Annotated in this window: 15 protein-coding genes and 1 tRNA gene; 12 read left to right on the top strand and 4 right to left on the bottom strand. The window is 63.7% G+C overall.

Annotated elements, in window-relative coordinates; genetic code table 11:
- Window positions 1-121 precede the first annotated feature (121 nt).
- Window positions 122-829: an SDR family NAD(P)-dependent oxidoreductase gene (locus FJ974_RS01330; RefSeq protein WP_140538721.1), complete on the top strand. Its 708-nt coding sequence runs from the start codon at window positions 122-124 to the stop codon at window positions 827-829.
- Window positions 830-907: 78 nt separating this feature from the next.
- On the opposite strand, the gene rpsA is transcribed toward FJ974_RS01330, so the two are convergent.
- The 3 genes from rpsA to aroA all read right to left on the bottom strand — a co-directional run bounded on the left by rpsA (window position 908) and on the right by aroA (window position 5,086).
- Window positions 908-2,605 (bottom strand): 30S ribosomal protein S1, encoded by a 1,698-nt coding sequence (gene rpsA / locus FJ974_RS01325; protein WP_140538722.1) that lies wholly within the window; start codon window positions 2,603-2,605, stop codon window positions 908-910.
- Window positions 2,606-2,810: 205 nt separating this feature from the next.
- The gene (gene cmk, locus FJ974_RS01320; protein WP_140538723.1) at window positions 2,811-3,461 is read right to left on the bottom strand and encodes a (d)CMP kinase; all 651 of its coding nucleotides are present in this window, start codon (window positions 3,459-3,461) and stop codon (window positions 2,811-2,813) included.
- Window positions 3,462-3,727: 266 nt separating this feature from the next.
- Complete coding sequence (aroA, locus tag FJ974_RS01315) at window positions 3,728-5,086, bottom strand: 3-phosphoshikimate 1-carboxyvinyltransferase (protein WP_140538724.1); 1,359 nt, start codon at window positions 5,084-5,086, stop codon at window positions 3,728-3,730.
- A gap of 195 nt (window positions 5,087-5,281) precedes the next feature.
- On the opposite strand from aroA, the gene FJ974_RS01310 reads away from it, so the two are divergent.
- From FJ974_RS01310 to FJ974_RS01265, 10 genes are all read left to right on the top strand, one after another.
- Window positions 5,282-5,674 (top strand): TIGR02300 family protein, encoded by a 393-nt coding sequence (locus FJ974_RS01310; RefSeq protein WP_140538725.1) that lies wholly within the window; start codon window positions 5,282-5,284, stop codon window positions 5,672-5,674.
- Between the two features lie 176 nt (window positions 5,675-5,850).
- Window positions 5,851-5,926 (top strand) — tRNA-Ala (locus tag FJ974_RS01305).
- A 42-nt stretch (window positions 5,927-5,968) separates the two neighbouring features.
- Entirely contained in the window at window positions 5,969-6,430 is a 462-nt protein-coding gene (locus FJ974_RS01300) for a hypothetical protein (protein WP_226891442.1), read from the top strand.
- A gap of 76 nt (window positions 6,431-6,506) precedes the next feature.
- Window positions 6,507-7,220: a DUF2161 domain-containing phosphodiesterase gene (locus FJ974_RS01295; protein ID WP_140538726.1), complete on the top strand. Its 714-nt coding sequence runs from the start codon at window positions 6,507-6,509 to the stop codon at window positions 7,218-7,220.
- A gap of 127 nt (window positions 7,221-7,347) precedes the next feature.
- A complete protein-coding gene (locus FJ974_RS01290; RefSeq protein ID WP_140538727.1) occupies window positions 7,348-8,079 on the top strand; it encodes a FadR/GntR family transcriptional regulator in 732 nt (243 codons plus the stop codon).
- Entirely contained in the window at window positions 8,076-9,278 is a 1,203-nt protein-coding gene (locus FJ974_RS01285) for a PLP-dependent transferase (protein ID WP_140538728.1), read from the top strand. The genes FJ974_RS01290 and FJ974_RS01285 overlap by 4 nt, the downstream gene beginning before the upstream one ends.
- A 25-nt stretch (window positions 9,279-9,303) precedes the next feature.
- The gene (locus FJ974_RS01280; RefSeq protein WP_140538729.1) at window positions 9,304-10,581 is read left to right on the top strand and encodes an ABC transporter substrate-binding protein; all 1,278 of its coding nucleotides are present in this window, start codon (window positions 9,304-9,306) and stop codon (window positions 10,579-10,581) included.
- A 229-nt stretch (window positions 10,582-10,810) separates the two neighbouring features.
- On the top strand, window positions 10,811-11,734 hold the full coding sequence (locus FJ974_RS01275; RefSeq protein WP_140538730.1) for a carbohydrate ABC transporter permease: 924 nt from the start codon (window positions 10,811-10,813) through the stop codon (window positions 11,732-11,734).
- Window positions 11,734-12,582 (top strand): carbohydrate ABC transporter permease, encoded by an 849-nt coding sequence (locus FJ974_RS01270; protein WP_140538731.1) that lies wholly within the window; start codon window positions 11,734-11,736, stop codon window positions 12,580-12,582. Before FJ974_RS01275 ends, FJ974_RS01270 begins: the two co-directional genes overlap by 1 nt.
- Before the next feature lie 3 nt (window positions 12,583-12,585).
- Window positions 12,586-13,644 (top strand): ABC transporter ATP-binding protein, encoded by a 1,059-nt coding sequence (locus tag FJ974_RS01265; protein WP_140538732.1) that lies wholly within the window; start codon window positions 12,586-12,588, stop codon window positions 13,642-13,644.
- A 169-nt stretch (window positions 13,645-13,813) separates the two neighbouring features.
- Here the strand turns inward: FJ974_RS01265 and FJ974_RS01260 are convergent, their stop codons facing one another.
- On the bottom strand, window positions 13,814-15,196 hold the full coding sequence (locus FJ974_RS01260; RefSeq protein ID WP_140539328.1) for an IS1380 family transposase: 1,383 nt from the start codon (window positions 15,194-15,196) through the stop codon (window positions 13,814-13,816).
- Window positions 15,197-15,362: 166 nt separating this feature from the next.
- Here FJ974_RS01260 and FJ974_RS01255 point away from each other — a divergent pair, with 166 nt between their 5' ends.
- A complete protein-coding gene (locus FJ974_RS01255; protein WP_140534453.1) occupies window positions 15,363-15,848 on the top strand; it encodes a hypothetical protein in 486 nt (161 codons plus the stop codon).
- The last annotated feature ends 167 nt before the right edge of the window (window positions 15,849-16,015 follow it).

Below are 16,015 nucleotides of genomic sequence, written 5' to 3'. Positions count from 1 at the left end.
ACGCTGCGCCAGCCATGCCGATATTTCAATTGAGTGACAGCGCGAAAGGCGCGACGTTCGAAAATTGGGGCGGCATAACCACAAGAAGCATAATCATAAAAATGACAGGAGCGGTTGAACTATGACGGAAACGCTTAACGGCAGACATGTCGTGGTCACAGGCGGCACAGGCGCGCTCGGCGGCGCGGTTGTCGGCAGGTTGCTGGAGCAGGGCGCCATCTGCTACGTGCCCAACGCCCATGCCGCGGCTCCGCCGCATTTCCCTTACCCGGCGCATGCGAGCGTCCACCTGGCGCACAATGTCGATCTGTCGGATCCGGAAAAGGTCGATGCTTTCTACAACAATGTGCCGGAGCTCTGGGGCTCGATCCATCTCGCCGGCGGATTCACCATGGCTCCGGTGGAAAAGATCGAATCGGCATCCTTTGCCGAAATGATGGACACCAATGTCCGCACCGCGTTCCTGTGCAGCCGCGCGGCGGTGCGTTCGATGCTGGCATCCGACACGGCCGGACGCATCGTCAACGTCACCGCGCGCGCCGGGCTCGATCCGCGCCGCGGCTCCGGCATGGTCGCCTATGCGATGAGCAAGGCAGCCGTCGCCGCAATGACGGTGGCAATGGCCGAGGAGCTGAAGGGCAAGGGCATCCTGGTCAATGCCGTGGCGCCTTCGACGCTCGACACGCCGGCAAACCGCGCCGCCATGCCGGATGCCGATGTCGCCAAATGGGTCAGTCTGGAGGCGGCAGCCGAAGCGATTGCCTATCTTGCCTCGCCGGCCAACCAGGCGATGAGCGGCACGCTGGCGCCGCTCTACGGCCGAGCCTGATGCCATAGACATTCCGCCAAAGAAAAACCCCGCCGGATCGCTCCGGCGGGGTTTTGTTTTCGGGTTGTGGGAAAGCGCTTAGCTGCCCTGCTTCTTCAGCGCCGCGCCCAGGATGTCGCCCAGCGAGGCGCCGGAGTCGGTCGAGCCGTACTGGGCGACCGCTTCCTTCTCCTCGGCGATTTCCAGCGCCTTGATCGAGACCTGCAGCTTGCGGGTCTTCTTGTCGAAGGCGATGACGCGCGCATCGACCTTCTGGCCGACGGTGAAGCGCTCGGGGCGCTGCTCGTCGCGATCGCGGCTGAGGTCGGAGCGCTTGATGAAGGTCTCGAGGCCGCTGTCGACCAGCCGCACTTCCAGGCCGCCATCCTTGACGCCGGTGACCTCGCAGGTGACGACGGCGTTCTTGCGCAATTCGCCGGAAGTCGCCGCTTCGCCGACCGTGTCGCGGGCCAACTGCTTGATGCCGAGCGAGATGCGCTCCTTCTCGATGTCGACGTCGAGCACCTGCGCCTTGACCATGTCGCCACGATTGTACTCTTCGATCACCTGCTCGCCCGGACGGGTCCAGTCGAGGTCGGAGAGATGGACCATGCCGTCCACGTCGCCGTCGAGCCCGACGAACAGGCCGAACTCGGTCTTGTTCTTGACCTCGCCCTCGACCTGGCTGCCGACCGGATGGTTGCGTGCGAAGGCTTCCCACGGATTCTCGAGCGTCTGCTTGAGGCCGAGCGAGATGCGGCGCTTGGCCGGATCGACCTCGAGCACCACCACGTCGACTTCCTGAGTCGTCGACAGGATCTTGCCGGGATGCACGTTCTTCTTCGTCCACGACATTTCCGAAACGTGGATGAGACCCTCGATGCCCGGCTCCAGCTCGACGAAGGCGCCGTAGTCGGTGATGTTGGTGACGGTGCCCTTGATCTTCTTGCCGATCGGGAACTTGGTGCCGATATCCGACCACGGATCCGACTCGAGCTGCTTCATGCCGAGCGAGATGCGGTGGGTTTCCTGGTTGATGCGGATGATCTGCACCTTGACCGTCTGGCCGATGTTGAGGATCTCGGTCGGATGGTTGACGCGGCGCCATGCCATGTCGGTGACGTGCAGCAGGCCGTCGATGCCGCCGAGGTCGACGAAGGCACCGTAGTCGGTGATGTTCTTGACCACGCCCTCGACCACCTGGCCTTCCTCGAGGTTCTGCACGATTTCCGAACGCTGTTCGGCGCGGCTCTCCTCGAGCACGGTGCGGCGCGATACCACGATGTTGCCGCGGCGACGATCCATCTTGAGGATCTCGAAGGGCTGCGGGTTGTGCATCAGCGGCGAGACGTCGCGGATCGGACGGATATCGACCTGGCTGCGCGGCAGGAACGCCACGGCGCCGTCGAGGTCGACGGTGAAGCCGCCCTTGACCTGGTTGAAGATGACGCCTTCGACGCGCTCACCCTTGGTGAACTTCTCTTCCAGGCGCACCCAGCTCTCCTCGCGGCGAGCCTTCTCGCGCGACAGCATGGCCTCGCCCAGCGCGTTCTCGATGCGCTCGACATAGACTTCGACGGTGTCGCCGACCTTGAGGGAGGTTTCCTTGCCCTTGGCGCCGAATTCCTTCAGCGGCACGCGGCCTTCGACCTTGAGGCCGACATCGATGATGGCCATGTCCTTTTCGATCGCGGTGATCGTGCCCCGGACAACCTGGCCCTCGCCGGAATGGCCGGCGGTGAATGATTCTTCGAGCATGCTCGCGAAATCGTCGCGAGAGGGATTAGCTACAGACATTGTTTCTCCTGGATGCCCCGCAAATTGAGCGGAGCGGGCGCCGTGGGTTAGCGTTGCGTTGGCCTGCCGGCGTTCCGGGCAAAGTGCCCTTGGCCGCTTCTTAAGCGGCAAGTCCGGCGCATGAAGAATGCTGGCAGGCTGGTTCGTGCCCGATATGGGTATTTTCTCTGTCTCCGACAACGGAAACACGGGAGAAAACCCAGGCTCAGGCCTTGTTTCTCTTGGCGAGCACGTCGTCGATGATCGCTCTCGCCGCCAGGAACGCGGCTTCTATAGCCATTTCGCTGGTATCAAGCAAGTGCGCGTCGGCAGCCGGCTTGAGCGGGGAGTCGGCTCGGCCCATGTCGCGCTCGTCACGGCGCTCGATGTCGGCGAGGATTTCGCCGAAATCGGCCGTGCCGCCCATGCTTTCGATTTCATTCAAGCGACGTCTCGCCCGCACTTCGGCGCTTGCCGTCACATAGAGTTTTATCGCGGCGTCGGGACACACGACCGTGCCGATGTCGCGGCCATCGAGCACCGCGCCCGGCGACTTTTTTGCAAAGTCGCGCTGCTTTTCGACCAGGATGCGCCGCACCGACGGGATGACGGCGACTTTCGAGGCGGCCTCGCCCACCGCATGCGCCGACAGCACCGTGCGGTCGAGGTCTGACAGATCGACCTGCCGCGCCGCGGTTTCCGCCGCCGAGACATTGTCGAGCGGCAGGCCGAGCTCTAGCAGCTTGTGGGCGACGGCGCGATAGGTGAGCCCGGTGTCGAGCAGGTTCAGCCGGTAGTGGTCGGCGAGCCGGCGGGCCAGCGTGCCTTTGCCCGCACCTGCGGGGCCGTCGATGGCGATGGTGAAGATCGGGGTCATGGATGGACCGACGCTTCGTTTGCTTGGCGACAAACCCTCGCGCCTTCGTCATCCCAGGGCGTAGCGAAGCGGAGACCCTGGGATCCATGCCGTGACATCAGCCGAAGAGTGCAGCGAACCAGAATTCTGCACCGTTGCGACGCTTCAAAGTCACGGCATGGATCCTGGGGTCTGCGCCGCGTCGCTTTGCTCCTTGCTTCGCCCCAGGATGACGAAGGGAGGGATGTCGGACGCCAATTTTCCAGGTTTGCGATTGCCATCACCCGTCACTCGATTTCCGCGCCTAATCCCTTCATCAGCCCCATGAACTCCGGAAAGCTCGTCGCGATCATCGCCTGGTCGTCGATCGTCACCGGCTTCTCTGTCGCCAGCCCCATCACCAGAAAGCTCATGGCGATGCGGTGGTCGAGATGGGTCTGCACCGTCGTGTCCCGGCCATTCGCGTGGCCGCCGAGTCCCTTGCCGCCGGGCCTGCCGCGCACGGCGAGCGACGCCTCGCCTTCCGTGCAATCGACGCCGTTGAGCTTCAGCCCGTTGGCGACGGCCGACAGCCGGTCGGATTCCTTGACGCGCAATTCCTCCAGCCCCTGCATCAGCGTCTCGCCCTCGGCGAAGCTCGCGGCAACCGCCAGCACCGGATATTCGTCGATCATCGACGGCGCCCGTTCGGGCGGCACGGCGACACCCTTCAATTCGGAGTATCGAACACGCAAGTCGGCGACATCCTCGCCGCCGGCATTGCGCGGGTTGAGGATGTCGATCCGGCCACCCATTTCCTGCAGCGTCAGCAAAAGCCCGGTTCGGGTCGGGTTCATCAGCACGTTCTCGATCGTAATGTCGGAGCCCGGCACGATAAGCGCGGCGACCAGCGGGAAGCCGGCCGAGGAAGGATCGCCCGGCACGGCGATCGTCTGCCCAATGAGCTTGCCCTGGCCTTCGATGAAGATATGGCGCACGCCGCGCTCGTCAGTCTCGACGCTCAGATTGGCGCCGAAACCTTTGAGCATCTTTTCAGTATGGTCGCGCGTCATCACCGGCTCGATCACGGTAGTGATGCCTGGCGTGTTGAGGCCGGCCAGCAGCACCGCAGATTTAACCTGCGCCGAGGCCATCGGCACGCGGTAGGTGATGGGGGCTGCGTGCTTTGGCCCGTGCAGCGTGATCGGCATGCGGTCGCCGGGTGCTGCCTTCAGCACCTGCACGCCCATCTGGCGCAGCGGCTCGAGCACCCGGCCCATCGGCCGGCCGGAGAGCGAGGCGTCGCCGATGAAGGTGGTTTCCATGTCATAGGTGCCGACCAGGCCCATGGTCAGCCGCGAGCCGGTGCCGGCATTGCCGAAGTCGAGCGGGCCTTCCGGCTGCAAGAGCGCGCCGTTGCCGGTGCCGCGTATCACCCACTCGGCTCCCTTCTTTTCGATATGCGCGCCCATCGCTTTCATCGCCGCTCCCGTGCGCATCACATCCTCGCCTTCGAGCAGGCCGGTGATGCGCGTCTCGCCGGAGGCGAGCCCGCCGAACATAAAGGAGCGATGCGAGATCGACTTGTCGCCCGGCACCCGCGCCGCGCCGTTCAGCGCTGGGGACTTGCGGGCCGTGGCCGGCTTCGGGGCGGCAGCGTGGGACATGGTCTTTTCCAAACAGAATGCCGGCGGACCCGGCTGGAATTCGTTGTGTGCGGCGGTCTCGTATCACGGCGTTGGGCAATGGTCATCCCCTGGCGCGAGACCTTTCAAGACAGGGTTTTATGATGCCGGCTTTTGGCTTTGACAGCGTCGCAAACTGCCGCTAAGGGGACCGTTCTTTTACTGACGAGGCTTGCTGTGGCAAAAGCTGAACTTGGCACCAAACGCATCGACCCCGAAACGGGTCGGAAATTCTACGACCTGAACAAGGACCCGGTCGTCTCGCCTTATACCGGCAAGAGCTATCCGCGTTCCTATTTCGAGGAGGGCAAGATTTCCGCCGTCGAAGAAGACGAGGAAGTCGCCGAAAAGGAACTGGACACCGAGGAAGAAGAGGGTGCCGAGATCGTCTCGCTCGAAGAGGCGGACGAGGAGACCAAGGCCGGCGGCGACGATTTGCCCGATCTCGGTGAGGACGAGGATGTCGATCTCGGCGAAGACGAGGACGACACCTTCCTTGCCGACGAAGAGGAAGAAGACGACGACGTTGCCGACATGATCGGCGTCGGCGACGATGACGACGAGGTCTGATCCGGCGCTTGGCGCGATCGTTTGCCGGCCTTCCTGGCTTGTGACGAAAAAGCGCCCTTTGAAGGCTTGATCTTGACCGAAGGCGGCGCTAGAAGCCGCCAGCACTAACGACGGCGCGGTCTTCGGCCCGCGCCGGATCTCTTCGCCGGAAACGGCGCCGGCCGACTGCCGGGAGTGGGGCCATAGCTCAGTTGGGAGAGCGCTTGAATGGCATTCAAGAGGTCGTCGGTTCGATCCCGATTGGCTCCACCAAACAGTTCTTTTCTGATTCTCGGCCCTTTTCTGATCCTCGGCTTGACGGCCTTCGCGCTCGTTGCCTGCCAGTCGGCTTCCGAGTCGCCGCCCGAGCCCCCATCTCAACCCGCGTTGGCTGCTGTCGCGGCCCCTGCTGCCCCAAATTCGGCGGTGCTGGACGAGACCGTAACCATCACTCCCCCCGGCAAGGGCGTTCCGGCCAAATATGCCGCATTTTCGGGCATATGGGCCGGCCAGCTCAATGGCATCTATGAAGGCAAGCTGGCCGTGCTGACGGTTTCTCCAGGCGGGCAGGTGACGGTCAGCTATGCGTGGGGCGATGTGGCCGACAACAAGCCGGGAGTGGCCGACGGCGCCGGCAGGATTGTCGGCAACACATTGAAGATTGGGCGCCTCCCGAACGGGGCGGATCTCACCTTCACGATGCTCTCCGATGGAGTGCTGGCCGGCACCTATACGCTTGCCGGACAAACCTATTCGGGCCAGTTCGCCAGGCAGTAATCCACGGAACGCAGCGGGTTGGATTGGCGAGCGCCGTTCAGGTGCCGCGCCGGTTCGAATCGGTTATGCCTGTGTCATGCAGGAGACGTCCCTCTACGGCCCGGTGAAGCGGTTTCTCGAGAGCCTCGACTTCACCGTCAAGGGCGAAGTCGGCCGCTGCGATATCGTCGGGCTGCGCGATGGCGAGCCGCCGGTCGTCGTCATCTGCGAGCTGAAGCTGCAGTTCAACCTCGAGCTCGTGCTGCAGGGCGTCGACCGCGCCGCCGCCTGCGACGAGGTCTGGCTCGCGGCTCGGCAGTCGGCGCGCGGCAAGGGCCGCGAGCATGACCGCCGGTTTCGCGCGCTCTGCCGGCGGCTGGGTTTCGGGCTGCTGGCGGTCGACGGCAAGGGCAAGGTCGAGCTGCTGCTCAGCCCCGCCGCCGTGCCGCCTCGCCGCGATCCCAGGCGGCGCTCCCGCCTGATCGAGGAACATCACCGCCGCAAGGGCGATCCGGCGATCGGCGGCAGCAGCAGAAAACCGATCATGACCGCCTACCGGCAGGAAGCGCTCGCCTGCGCCGCTGCCATGGCCGAAGGCCCGAAGCGGCCGCGCGATCTCAAAGTGCTTTCGCCGCGCGCGGCCAGCATCCTGCTGCACAATTACTATGGCTGGTTCGCCAGGGCCGAGCGCGGCGTCTACGCGCTGACCGAAGCCGGCCAGGCCGCCATTCGATCACATTGGGTCCTTGAGGGTCCGCCGCAGGTCGCCCAGTCTCAGGCCGATCGGCTCGGCATGGAGGTCGGCGCGTGAGCGGCTGCGCCGTCGGCGCATAAGCCGGCCAAAATCTCCCAATTGAACCCGAATATCACGGTTGACTCACCACTTCGTTCATGCAGAAATTGGTTGGACCATTGGACCACTTTCGGTAAAGCTTGGCGTGACCGATCTCCTCCCGCCCATCCAGACCACGGCCCGCGACGACGCGGTGCTGAAAGCGTTGGCCGGCTTCGTCCGGCAGGAGGCGCTGGGCCCCGGCGGGAAGCTGCCGACCGAGCGCATTCTGGCCGAGCGCCTCAAGGTCAGCCGCAACACGGTGCGCGAGGCGCTGACCCGCTGGGAGGGGCTGGGCCTCGTCGAGCGGCGGCAGGGCTCAGGCACCTATCTGAAGACCGCCGTCTCGCCCGACATGCTGCACATGCCGCTGACATTGGCCGGCGGTAATGATTTTTCCGGCCTGATGCGCACGCTGGAGATCCGCCGCGCGCTGGAGGCCGAGGCCGCGGCACTCTGCGCCGTCCGCGCCGGCAAGGCCGAGATCGCCGAGATCGAGCGCAAGCTCGACATCATGGAAGAGGCTTTCCGGACCCGCGCCGGCATGTCCTCGGAAGAGGACTGGGAGTTCCACCAGTCGATCTACCGCGCCTCCGGTAATCCGCTGTTCGAGCAGATCATCGCCGCCATGCATGAATTGTTCCACCGCTTCTGGGAACATCCGCTCGGCGTGCGCGATTTCGGCCATGCCAGCTTTCCCTATCACCGCACCATCTTCGACTGCATCGCCGCGCACGATCCGGCCGGAGCCCGCGCCGAAGCGCTGAAGCTCATCGCCACCGTCGAGGACGATCTGAAGCGCGGCGCCGCCAACCTCAAACTTTCGGACCGAAAATGAACGAGCACCCGACCGATTTCGACCCCGCGTCCCTGGCCGGCGACTATCTCGGCGAGGCGGCGACACTGCTGGCGCATGACGACCCGTTCCCGGACGGCGCGGTGGTGCCGCCGATCTACCAGACCTCGCTGTTCACCTTCGCCAATTATGCCGACATGGCCGACACCTTTGCCGGCCGACGCAAGCAGCCGATCTATTCGCGCGGCGACAACCCGACGGTGATGGAGTTCGAGGCCCGCATCGCGGCGCTTGAAGGGGCGGAGGCCGCGCGCGGCTTTTCCAGCGGCATGGCGGCGATCAGCGCCACCGTGCTTGCCTTCGTTGGCGCCGGCGAGCGCATCCTTGCCGTGCGCAACTGCTATGGTGACGCCTACCGGCTGTTCGAGCGGCTGTTTCCGCGCCTCAACATCAAGGTTGATTATGTTGACGGCTCCGACCCCGACGCGGTCGCCGCTGCCCTTCCCGGCGCCAGGCTGCTCTATCTCGAAAGCCCGACTTCGATGATGTTCGAGCTGCAGGACATCGCCCATCTGGCACGGCTGGCCAAGGAGCAGGGTATCGTCACATCCATCGACAATTCCTGGGCGACGCCGGTCTTCCAGAAGCCGATCTCGCATGGCGTCGACCTGGTGCTGCATTCGGCCTCGAAATATCTCGGCGGCCACAGCGACACCGTCGCCGGCGTGGTGGCGGGGTCGGCGGCCCACATCAAGCGCATCAACGAGCAGACCTATTCCCAGCTCGGCGCCAAGCTGTCGCCCTTCGAAGGCTGGCTGCTGCTGCGCGGCCTGCGCACGCTGCCGCTGAGATTGCCGCACCACATGAAGAGCGGGCTGACGCTGGCCGAGCGGCTGAAGGCGCATGGCAAGGTCGAGCGGGTCAACCACCCCGTTTATTCCAATCATCCCGGCAAGAAAACGCTCGCCGGCTATGCCGGGCTTTTCTCCTTCGAGGTCACCGAGGATGTCGACATCCCGGCTTTTGTCGATGCGCTGAAGCTGTTTCGCATCGGCGTCAGCTGGGGCGGCCACGAAAGCCTGGTCGTGCCGGCAAAGGCTTCGCTCGAGCAGACGCCGGGTTTGAATTCGATGGCGCGCTTCGGCGTCAGCCCCCGTACCATCCGCTTCAATGTCGGATTGGAAAATGTCGAGGATCTCTGGGCAGACGTCGCCCAGGCCTTCGACAAGGCAAAAAAATAAATTGTTCAAAATGGGAGTCCTGAACATGAAAAGACTGACAGTCATGCTCGCCGCCGCTGCCGGCCTGGCGATTTCCGCCAGCGGCGCGCTGGCCGATACCACCGTCAAGATGGTCGAGGTCATCACCAGCCCGCCGCGCACCGAATTCCTGAAGAAGCAGATCGCCGAATTCGAGCAGGCCAATCCCGGCATCAAGGTCGAGCTGGTTTCGCTGCCCTGGGGCCAGGCCTTCGAAAAATTCCTCACCATGGTCCAGGCCGGCGATACGCCCGACGTCGTCGAGATGCCGGAACGCTGGATGGGCCTTTATGCCAACAACGGCCAGCTCGAGGACCTCGGGCCGTATATGGCCAAGTGGCCCGACGCCAAGACGCTCGGCGATCGCGCCAAGCAGTTCGGCTCGACCGTCAACAACACCCAGTACATGATCCCTTACGGCTATTATGTGAACGCCCTGTTCTGGAACAAGAAGCTGTTCAAGCAGGCCGGTCTCGACGGCCCGCCCGCGACGCTCGACGAGTTCGTCGAGGATTCCAAGAAGATCTCGGCCATTCCAGGCAAATACGGCTACTGCCTGCGCGGCGGTCCCGGCGCCTTCAACGGCATGCACATGTTCATGAACATCGCCGCCGGCAAGGGCGGCTACTTCAACGCGGACGGCACCTCGACAATCAACGAGGAAGGCTCGGTCAAGGGCCTGCAGATGCTGGCCGATATGTACAAGAACCGCCTGGCGCCGAAGGACGCCGTGAGCTGGGGCTTCAACGAGACGGTGACCGGCTTCTATTCCGGCACCTGCGCCATGCTCAACCAGGATCCGGACGCGCTGCTCGGCATCGCCGACAAGATGAGCGCCGACGACTTCGCGGTTGCGCCATTGCCGGTCGGGCCGAGCGGCAAATCCTATCCGACGCTTGGTTATGCCGGCTGGGCGATGTTCGCCAATTCCCAGCACAAGGATGATGCCTGGAAGCTGATGGCGACGCTGTTGTCGCCCAAGGACAATCTGGAATGGGCCAAGGAAGTCGGCGTGGTGCCGATCCACAAAGGCGCCGACCAGGACGCCCACTTCAAGACCGAGCAGTTCAAGGGCTGGTTCACCGAGCTCTCCGACAGCTCCAAATATGAAATGGTGACGCCGCCGACGCATCTGGAGAACCTCGGCAATTTCGTCGACCAGGTGGCGATCAAGAATTTCCAGGAAGTGCTGCTCGGCCAGAAACCGGCCAAGCAGGTGGCCGACGAATGGGCAGCGTTCCTGACCAAGGAACAGCAGGACTGGATGGCGAAGAACAAGAAGTAGCTTCTTCTTCCTTCTCCCCGTTCACGGGGAGAAGGTGTCACCCGATGAATGTCGCTCAAAAGTGCGTAGCGGTTTTGGGAGAACGACATTCACAGACAAGTGACGGATGAGGGACGGCGCCAAGTCCTGCTAGCTTAGCGCTGCCCCTCATCTGCCTGCCGGCATCTTCTCCCCGTAAACGGGGAGAAGGGCGCAGTTGCCACGCCTGCCCCTCCCATCGCGAGCCCCCATGACCTATGCCGTTTCCGAAATCCGAACCGCCGGCCGGCCGCGCAAGAAGCGGCTGAGCAGGGCGGCGATCGAGCCCTGGCTCTATCTTTCGCCGGCTATCGTTCTCCTGGTCGTCGTGCTCTTGGTGCCGCTGATCATCGGCGTCAGCTATTCGTTCAGAAAGTTCTCCGCCTTCAGGTCGGAATATGTCGGGCTCGGCCAGTACCAGGCGATGCTGTCCGACCAGGTGCTCGGCCAGGCGCTGATCAACACGCTGTGGTGGACCGTCGCCAGCCTGTTCTTCCAGTTCTTCCTCGGGCTGGGCCTGGCGCTGCTGCTCGACAAGCCGTTCTTTGGCCGCAGGATAGTGCAGGCGGTGGTGTTCCTGCCCTGGGCGGTGCCGTCTTTTCTGTCCGGCCTCACCTGGGCCTGGCTGTTCAACCCGATCATCGGGCCGCTGCCACACTGGCTCTTTGCCCTTGGCCTGAAGGCTGAGCCGACCAATGTGCTGTCCGATCCCGCAACCGCCATGTGGGGCCCGATCGTCGCCAACATCTGGTTCGGCATCCCGTTCTTCGCCATCACGCTGCTGGCGGCGCTGAAATCGATCCCGTCCGAATTGCATGAGGCTGCGGCCATCGACGGCGCCTCGCCCTGGCAGCGTTTCACCAAGGTGACGCTGCCTTTCCTGGCGCCGACCATCGTCATCACCGTCATGCTGCGCACCATCTGGATCGCCACTTTCGCCGACCTGATCTTCGTCATGACCGAGGGCGGGCCGGCCGGCTCGACCAGCACGGTGCCGGTCTACATCTATGTCAGCGCCTTCAAGTCGCTGGACAAGGGCTATGCCTCGGCCGTCGCGGTGCTGCTGCTGGTGCTGCTGATTGCCTATGCCGTGGGGTTGATCGCCATCCGCCGCACGCTGGTGAGGCACGTCTGATGATCGCCGGGCGCTCCACCTCCTCGCGCATTGTCGGCGGCTTCGGCCTCTATGCGGCGATTGCTGCCTATGTGATCTTCGCGCTGTTCCCGATCTTCTGGACGCTGAAGATATCGCTGACGCCGGAACGCCTGCTTTATTCCGAAGGCATCACCTTCTGGCCGTCTGAGACGACGTTCCAGAACTTCGTCACCGTGCTCGAAGCCTCCGACTTCCCGCGCTATTTCCTCAACAGCGTCATCGTCTCGGTGTCGACGGCAGCGTTCGTCACCGTGATTGCCACGCTCGCCGGCTACGCCATGTCGCGCTTCGCCTTCCGCGGCAAGGCGACGCTGGCGATCCTGCTGCTGCTCACCCAGACCTTCCCGCTGGTCATGGTCATCCCGCCGATCTACCGCATCATGGGCCAGCTCGGCCTGACCAACAGCCTGGTCGGGCTGATCATCATCTACACCGCCTTCAACACCGCCTTCGCCACCTTCCTCATGCAGTCCTTCTTCGACGGCATCCCCAAGGACCTCGAGGAAGCGGCGATGATCGACGGCTGCACGCGCGCGCAGGCCATGCGCCGGGTCATCGTGCCGCTGACCTTGCCCGGCATGGGCGCGACGCTCGGCTTCGTCTTCACCGCCGCCTGGAGCGAATTGCTGTTCGCGCTGATGCTGATCTCCAGCGACGCCCAGAAGACTTTCGCCGTCGGGCTGCTCACCTTCATCGGCAAGTTCGCGGTCGACTGGGGGCAGATGATGGCGGCGTCCATCCTGGCGCTGATCCCGGTCTGCATCTTCTTCGCCTTCCTGCAACGCTATCTCGTCACCGGCCTTACCGCCGGCGCGGTCAAAGGATAATCGATGGCCTCCGTCACGCTGCAACATGTCGAGAAGGATTACGGCGCGCTGCGCATCCTGCACGGCGTCGACCTCGAAATCGCCGACGGCGAGTTCGTCGTCCTGGTCGGACCGTCCGGCTGCGGCAAGTCCACGCTCCTGCGTATGATCGCCGGGCTGGAAGAGGTGACCGGCGGCGAGATCCGCATCGGCGAGCGGCTGGTCAACGATGTGGCGCCGAAGGACCGCGATATCGCCATGGTGTTCCAGTCCTATGCGCTCTACCCGCACATGGACGTCTCCTCCAACATGGGCTTCAGCCTGCTTTTGAAGAAGGCCGAGAAGGCGACGATCGATGGCAGGGTGGGTGCGGCCGCCAGGCGCCTCGGCCTCGACAATTTCCTCGGCCGCCTGCCGCGGCAGCTGTCCGGCGGCCAGCGCCAGCGCGTCGCCATGGGCCGCGCCATCGTGCGCGATCCGAAGGTCTTCCTGTTCGACGAACCGCTGTCGAACCTCGACGCCAAATTGCGCGTCCACATGCGCGCCGAGATCAAGGCGCTGCACCAGCAGCTCAAGACCACCTCGGTCTATGTCACCCACGACCAGATCGAGGCGATGACCATGGCCGACCGCATCGTCGTCATGCATGACGGCTACGTCCAGCAGGTCGGCCACCCGCTGGAGCTCTACGACCGGCCGGTCAACACCTTCGTCGCCGGCTTCATCGGCTCGCCCGGCATGAATTTTCTGCCGGCGACGGTCTCCGGTGCAGACGCCGTGCTGGCCGATGGCCAGAAGCTGAAATTGCCGGAAGGCCTTTCGTTGAACGACGGTGATGCGCTCACCGTCGGCCTGCGGCCGGAGCATATCAGGCTGGCCGACGACGGCGCGCTGAAAGGCGAGGTCGAAGTGGTCGAGCCGCTCGGCCTGTCGACGCAATTCTATGTCCGGCTGGCCAATCAGCAGGTCTGCGTCTTCGTCATGGGGCGCAGCAGCGTCAAGCCGGGCGATACGGTCCGGTTGTCGGCCGATCCGGCGGCGCTACACCTGTTCGATCCGAAAAGCGGCAACCGCATCGGCTAGCCCGCTTCTCTCACCGAATCTATCGCCGGGCTGCGCTTTGAGGCGGCGCGGCCATTGGCATGGCTGTGGAGTTCGAGGACGGCGGCGATCAGCGCCGCGGTGTGGCGACGGTCAGGTCTTCAGCAATGTGTCCTCTATTGTTTGTGAGAAGGGTTCAGGTCCGGCGGCATTACAGAGCCGCGGCACGTATTCGGGCGTGAGCCAGGGCGAACTCCTCGGCATAGGGACACGCTGAGGCCATCGCCACCTTGATGCGACGAACCGAGACGCGCACCTGCGCGCCGATCTTCAGCAGTTTCAATCTGATCGTGCCGCAACTGGCGTTGGCGAGCCGGGTATGGGCAAGACCGAGGCGACGCAAGGCGCAGATCAGGACATACGCAAACGAGGCGAACCACAGCCGCAGCTGATTGGCGCGCATGGTGTTGGCACTGGTGCGATCAGCGTAGAGGTCGAGCTGGCACTCCTTGATCCGGTTCTCCATGTCGCCGCGGGCGCAGTAGAGCTCCTCGTAAAGCACCCGTGCCGCCCAGCGCCCCGGCTTGAGTGACGTCACGATGAAGCGCGGATTGGCGCCCTGCGTCGTCCATTCGGCCTTGGCCACGACCCGCCTGCGGCGCGACCAGCTGTCTTTTGTCGACCACCTGAAGTCGCGGAAGACCCGGGCGGCCTGCCCGCTTGCCCGAGATGCCAGGCAGGCTTCCTTCAAGGTCGGGGCGATCTTGGTTTCCAGCCGTTCATTGCGGGCGAGGCCGAAGACGTAGTCGACGCGATTGATCTCGCACCAGGCCATCAGTTCCTCGCGCGCAAAGCCGGAATCAGCGCGCAGGATGATGTGGACCCTGGGCCAGGTTTTGCGGATCTGGGTCACGATCCGCTCAACCTCCTCGACCGCTCCTTTGCTGGCATCGATGTTGGAACGCCTGAGCTTTGCCGCCAAAAGGTGCCGGCCGCAGAAGATGTAGAGCGGCAGGTAGCAGTAGCAGTTGTAGTAGCCGTGAAAGAACCTGCCTTCCTGCCGGCCGTGCAGCGGATCATCGGTGGCGTCGAGATCGAGCACGATCTCGGCCGGCGGCTTGTCGTGGGCTTTTAGGAACAGGTCCACGAACAAGGCCTCCAACGCTAGCCTGTCGTAGCTGATCTTGTGATAGCGCGTCGGCTCCCCGACCCGGCCATGCTCCAGCCGGTTGAGCGTCGACTTGCCAGCAAGCACCGCACAATCGTCTCGCTTCGGCGTCAAGCGTTCCGACACAAGTGCGAGCACCGGGTCGTGGCGAAGCGTGTCGTGGTCGTCGATGTCCTCGTATCCCAGCGCGATCGCTGCGATGCGTTGCCCGACCAACGTGCGGACGCTGTGAACCGTGAGATCCGGATCGCGGTAATCGACGAAGCACGAGGCCACCCGGTCGAACAGCCCGATGGCCCGATCAACGTGACGCAGAAGCAAGGCGCCCGCGTCTGAGGTAATGGCTCCGCCGTCGAAACCAGCCACAACTTTGTGGCCGTCGAAGCCTTCAAATTCAAGCTGCTCGGAAGTACAGTGTGTCTGCATCGGACCCCGTTCCTGAATCTGATAACTCTTTGTTGCAAAAGCAGTTTCTCAGATTCTCGGGGCCGATGCACTTCTTTTGGTGAGATATTCGGGCTAGCCTGCCGTGCAGGGCAGTTGGCCGTAGGCTAAAATCATGCCCTGTTGATTCGTCTCGGCAAGGAACGGCATGACAAAGGCCCTCGGCACATTCGCTCTGGTCACGGTGTTGAGCGCTTTGCTCATGGCGCTCTCGCTGGCGGTGGCGAGGCACGGCTATCCCTATGGCGCCTTCGGCGTGAAGCGCCTTGACGGCATCGCCGATGCCGGCTCCTTCCTTGCCATCGCCGCCCTCTATTTCTTCAGCGCGCTGTTGATGATGATCCTGCCCATCCGCGCCGCCGGCGTCGTTCTCACCCATGGCGCCGACGCGGTCTTCTGGGCGACGATCGTGCTGTTTGCCACCATTGTCGGCTCGCTCCTCGCCAGGTGGGCCTTCGGCCAGCATGAGGTGCTGTGGGCGCTCGTCAACTGGCGCTTTCTGTTCGTCGTGGCGATCGTCGCGGCGCATCTGACCATGAACGGTCTTCGCCGCAACATCCTGCTCAGGAGCCTGTTCTTCGTCGTCTTCGCGGCGGTGACGCTCGCCTGCCTGTTCTGGTCGTTCTCCGGTTGAGGCCCACCGCATCGTGACAGGTGGTCGCGGACGGGCTCGATGGACTTCCGCCGCCGTGCGCCTAGGTTTATCGAAAGGTCACGGGTAGACCTGTCGGCGGACAATGCGTATATCATTTGTCTGACAAATGACGGCGCTTGCCGCTTGAAGCCAATCGAAGGAAACAA

Origin of the sequence: Mesorhizobium sp. B1-1-8 (assembly GCF_006442795.2) — a bacterium.
Taxonomy (GTDB): domain Bacteria; phylum Pseudomonadota; class Alphaproteobacteria; order Rhizobiales; family Rhizobiaceae; genus Mesorhizobium.
This window is presented reverse-complemented; position numbering and strand designations above follow the sequence as displayed.

Coding starts and splice junctions, on each gene's coding strand:
- FJ974_RS01330 (WP_140538721.1), top strand. CDS start 122: ATGACGGAAACGCTTAACGGCAGACATGTCGTGGTCACAGGCGGCACA.
- rpsA (WP_140538722.1), bottom strand. CDS start 2,605: ATGTCTGTAGCTAATCCCTCTCGCGACGATTTCGCGAGCATGCTCGAA.
- cmk (WP_140538723.1), bottom strand. CDS start 3,461: ATGACCCCGATCTTCACCATCGCCATCGACGGCCCCGCAGGTGCGGGC.
- aroA (WP_140538724.1), bottom strand. CDS start 5,086: ATGTCCCACGCTGCCGCCCCGAAGCCGGCCACGGCCCGCAAGTCCCCA.
- FJ974_RS01295 (WP_140538726.1), top strand. CDS start 6,507: ATGCAGGAGACGTCCCTCTACGGCCCGGTGAAGCGGTTTCTCGAGAGC.
- FJ974_RS01285 (WP_140538728.1), top strand. CDS start 8,076: ATGAACGAGCACCCGACCGATTTCGACCCCGCGTCCCTGGCCGGCGAC.
- FJ974_RS01280 (WP_140538729.1), top strand. CDS start 9,304: ATGAAAAGACTGACAGTCATGCTCGCCGCCGCTGCCGGCCTGGCGATT.
- FJ974_RS01275 (WP_140538730.1), top strand. CDS start 10,811: ATGACCTATGCCGTTTCCGAAATCCGAACCGCCGGCCGGCCGCGCAAG.
- FJ974_RS01270 (WP_140538731.1), top strand. CDS start 11,734: ATGATCGCCGGGCGCTCCACCTCCTCGCGCATTGTCGGCGGCTTCGGC.
- FJ974_RS01265 (WP_140538732.1), top strand. CDS start 12,586: ATGGCCTCCGTCACGCTGCAACATGTCGAGAAGGATTACGGCGCGCTG.
- FJ974_RS01260 (WP_140539328.1), bottom strand. CDS start 15,196: ATGCAGACACACTGTACTTCCGAGCAGCTTGAATTTGAAGGCTTCGAC.
- FJ974_RS01255 (WP_140534453.1), top strand. CDS start 15,363: ATGACAAAGGCCCTCGGCACATTCGCTCTGGTCACGGTGTTGAGCGCT.